A 3,421-nucleotide genomic window follows, 5' to 3' on the forward strand; every position below is an offset into this window, starting at 1 on the left:
AGAAATCATTATGGATTATTACTACTATCCTTTGTGTCCGATCCATACGCTGCATATACACCAAACGTCTGGCAGCCTCAGGATGCCGATGAATTATACTTTTATCCTGCTATAGAAAGACAACCCCAACCTGTATTGAGCAACAGGCCTGCCCAAACATCTATCGTACTCTTTAAGGAACTTACCGGATACCCAAACTACGGAAACCCCAGCGGCAATGCAGACATTTTATATACCGGCAACCGCGGAACATGGACTTTTGACTTACAGCCTTTTTTGCTCGTACCGGGCAATTTAAACGCACAGTTGGTAATACGTGGGGTACTTGACGACCACACAAATGTTCCTGTTGCCAACTATTCTGCCAGAATAACAATAAACGGCACCGTTGTTCACACAGGAAGGCTTCCTTTGGTTCACGGCTCACCGGCCGGCCAGCGTTTCAACAACTGGAGGCTTCTTACTTTTAATGTACGGAATCTTAGAAGAAACAACACAGTAGTAATTCAAAACACTTCAAATACAGGCCCTAATGATTGGATTGCCTTTGACTGGATGGAATTGAGCTTCAGCCAAGATAATAAAATAAAAACCCCCACACTTAAAAATAAAAGCTCGGGACATCGAGTCCTTTCACTTTTGCCTCTTTCATTTCATTCCAAGAGGCCAAATAAGATAAGAGGCAGGTAATTATTCACCTGCCTCCTACTTGATTTTATGAATAAAAAGAAGCTATTTCTAAATTTTATTTTGCGTAATCAAACTTTGGCAAACTATTTATACTCTTCTGGATTGCTTCTTCAGAATAATCTACATCACTAGCTTTCCGCTAAAGTAATTGTCATAAGCAACCATATCAAAATATCCGTGTCCGCTCAAATTAAACAGAATAACTTTTGATTCTCCCGATTCCTTGCACAGCAAAGCTTCATCAATAGCAGCCCTTATTGCATGGGAAGACTCGGGGGCAGGAATAATTCCTTCAGTTCTTGCAAAAGCAACAGCCGCATCAAATACCGAACTCTGTCCGTAAGCTTTAGCTTCGATTAATTTATCTTCATAAAGCTGGCTGATTATCGGCGAAACTCCGTGGTACCTGAGTCCACCTGCATGTATACCGGCAGGTACAAAGTCATGACCCACTGTATACATCTTTGCCAACGGACCAATCTTTCCTGTATCGGAATAATCATAAGCGTATACACCCTTTGTAAGAGTAGGACAGGCAGTAGGTTCAACAGCAACAGCTCTTACATTCGTTCCTTTAAGCTTGTCCATTAGGAAGGGGAACGCTATTCCGGCAAAGTTTGATCCTCCTCCGCAGCATGCAAAGACTACATCAGGATATTCGTCCAGATATTCTAACTGTTTCTTTGCCTCAAGACCGATAATGGTCTGGTGCAAGCACACATGATTCAAAACGCTTCCTAAGGCATAATTTGTATCAGCGTGGGTAGCCGCATCTTCAACAGCTTCGCTTATGGCAATACCGAGACTTCCTGTACAATCAGGGTCCTTCTCCAAAATAGCCTTTCCGCTGGCAGTAAGATTGGTAGGACTTGCAAACACCTCAGCCCCAAAGGTTTTCATAAAGGAACGTCTATAAGGCTTTTGCTCATAACTTACCTTAACCATATAAACCGTACATTCAAGTCCGAAATGACTGCATGCAAGACTCAGTGCACTTCCCCACTGTCCTGCTCCAGTCTCGGTAGAAAGCCTTTTTATGCCGGCAACCTTATTGTAGTAAGCCTGTGGCAGAGATGTATTAAGCTTGTGGCTTCCGGTAGCGTTCGTTCCTTCATACTTGTAGTAAATTCTTGCAGGAGTCCCCAAATGCTTTTCAAGACCTTTTGCCCTGTACAATGGACTCGGTCTCCATTGACGATACATTTCTCTTACTTCTTCAGGTATATCGATCCATCTCTCTTGGGTGTTCTCCTGTTGAATCAGTCTAATGGAAAGATTGCCTGAAGTTCTTCGACAGTAGCCGGTTTACCGGTATTTGAGCTGAAGTAAGGCGCAGGCTTGTTAGGCATATCGGCTAAAATATTGTACCACTGTTTCGGAATATCTGCCTCATCTAAGACTACCTTGTTTACATCCTTTTTACTCATCTTTCTCAACTCTCCTCGTAAAATAATAACATTAATTAATATTTTACTAGAAAAAGCCGCAACAATCAACATAAATACAAAATTTATGAGTATGGAATTATACAACATAGAAATTGATCTATATAGCATTTTACATAAAAAAAGCGCATCTAATCATAATCAGACGCACCGATATATGGCGATTACTTTATTTGACAAAATCATACGTTTTTTAATCTTTTTTCCCAAAGCTTAGATTTTACACCTCATAACACATACTCTTTTACTGCCTATCTCCTGCCAATATTCTATGTACTCGTTATCCTGCTTAAAGTTTTCAAACGCATAGCCTTTTGACTTTACGTACTCCACAATATCCAAGCTGAAAAGAACATCCAATGCAGCTTCATTTAAATTCGGCAGCTTTCTTAACGTAAACTCATCACACAAAGACCTTAACTGGTCAAAAAGCAGTACCGTGTATGCCCTCTCGCTGTTTTTATATATTGCATAACCCTGACGTACCCTGACAATATCCTCAATGGCAATTTTTCTTTCTACCAACAGCAAATCATTGAGCCTTTTTTCAAGGTATAGGATTTTGCAATTTTCAAGATATTTAAGCAATTCATTTTCCTTTAAAGCCCTAACTTTATCCAAATTAATGGTAAGAAAATCCGGCTTGTCGTTTTTAAACAGAACCAAAGTTGCTACATCCTTGTCGCGATACCATATCTCGCCATCATCCATAAATATAATCTCACCATTCAAATTCTTTTCATTGAATACCGGAAACAAATAAGGATAATCATTAAAGAACTTAACCAATCTAAGTAATACTTTATTGCCTTCTTTTATAGTAACTGTGCACGGGTCTCCCCACATATCCCTGTCTACGACAACCATTCTGCCAGCTTCGGTAATGTAAATATAATTCTTCTTGTCGGACTTTTTCAAATCTTTTTTTGTAACATCCAAAAGCCTTTCAAGATTTCTTATCTTATCCTTCTTCAGTGAATGAATAAAGTTGGCTGCTCTTTCTGTTCTTTCATGAATATTGTCCACTATACTATCCTTTAAACTTGACAGCACTTCCTTGCTCTGATCTACTGAGATCTTTGACGTTATAGTTTCCATGAGACCCTTGACGCCTTCATTGCCCGTGCTCAATACTTCCTTTTTATTATCCACGAAACACCACCCCTTTATATAAACGAACGAGAAACAGATAAGATGAGAATATATATTGCAAAGATTAATGTGTTTTATAGTTATAATATTATGCGAAAATATTAATATTATTATTTTTATTATACCCTATAGTA

The 3,421-nt window shown here is 39.1% G+C and carries 2 protein-coding genes and 1 pseudogene; 1 reads left to right on the forward strand and 2 read right to left on the reverse strand.

All coding sequences use genetic code 11. The features are described from left to right. The first annotated feature begins 33 nt into the window (after positions 1-33). Positions 34-690, forward strand: coding sequence for a hypothetical protein (locus tag JCM21531_RS16735; RefSeq protein WP_243467882.1), 657 nt, complete (start codon positions 34-36; stop codon positions 688-690). A gap of 55 nt (positions 691-745) precedes the next feature. Here JCM21531_RS16735 and JCM21531_RS16740 read toward each other — a convergent pair. Continuing rightward, positions 746-2,117, reverse strand: a pseudogene (locus JCM21531_RS16740) (TrpB-like pyridoxal phosphate-dependent enzyme). 231 nt (positions 2,118-2,348) lie between these two features. Next, a complete protein-coding gene (locus tag JCM21531_RS16745; protein WP_038291519.1) occupies positions 2,349-3,287 on the reverse strand; it encodes a hypothetical protein in 939 nt (312 codons plus the stop codon). Positions 3,288-3,421 lie beyond the last annotated feature (134 nt).

The organism is Acetivibrio straminisolvens JCM 21531, from assembly GCF_000521465.1.
GTDB classification, from domain to species: Bacteria; Bacillota; Clostridia; order Acetivibrionales; family Acetivibrionaceae; genus Hungateiclostridium; species Hungateiclostridium straminisolvens.